Below are 680 nucleotides of genomic sequence, written 5' to 3' on the forward strand. Positions count from 1 at the left end.
TTATCAAGTAAATTCTCACAAGCCCAAAGAAAAGGTTTTTCTATGGCTCCTTTTATCCTTGCTCCCCCTTCGGTGCAGTTGTAAACTTTAGTATCTAAATATTTTTGTATTTTTTCTATGTCTTGTTCTAAATTTTGTTTAAACATAAGCCAAACATGATGAGTTTTAACTTCTCCTTTCCCCCCATAAGCCTTAGTTAAAATAGGTTCATGCGCCTTACTTTCATAGGTGGCTGAGTTTTGATAATCATCAGGATGAGAATTACCATTTTTTGCATAGGCTAAATCCTGTCCTATGAAAATGATGTTTTTATGTTTTAAATGCAAAGAAAGATAACAAGCCATATGTGCAACGCTAAATCCCATATTAAAATACCCAAAATGATCCAGTTTTAAATAATTTATAAAACTTGCATAGGTTGAAACTAGGGTAAAATTATCGGTTTTTTTGGTTAGGTAATTTATGGCATTAGGGTGTACTACAGATTTAATAATAAAACAAACCTCCCTATCAAATTCCCCAAAATCATGATTAAAAAATTCAGCCGTAAATTCACTTCTTTCAAGCATGCAAACATAATCAGGCTTGATATCATGTTTAGCCAAAATAGGATAAGCACTATCTGCACAAAAAATTGTAGCTTTATTAGCATATTTTTTTAACAAAGGAAGTTGTTTAGT

At 31.5% G+C, this 680-nt stretch carries 1 protein-coding gene; it reads right to left on the reverse strand.

The window, feature by feature from the left end; all coding sequences use genetic code 11:
* Positions 1–680, reverse strand: a 680-nt coding sequence (locus CCO88_RS08675) for a motility associated factor glycosyltransferase family protein (RefSeq protein WP_002821083.1), incomplete at both ends; no start/stop codon positions are given.

This window comes from Campylobacter coli LMG 9860, assembly GCF_000254135.1.
Classification (GTDB): domain Bacteria; phylum Campylobacterota; class Campylobacteria; order Campylobacterales; family Campylobacteraceae; genus Campylobacter_D; species Campylobacter_D coli.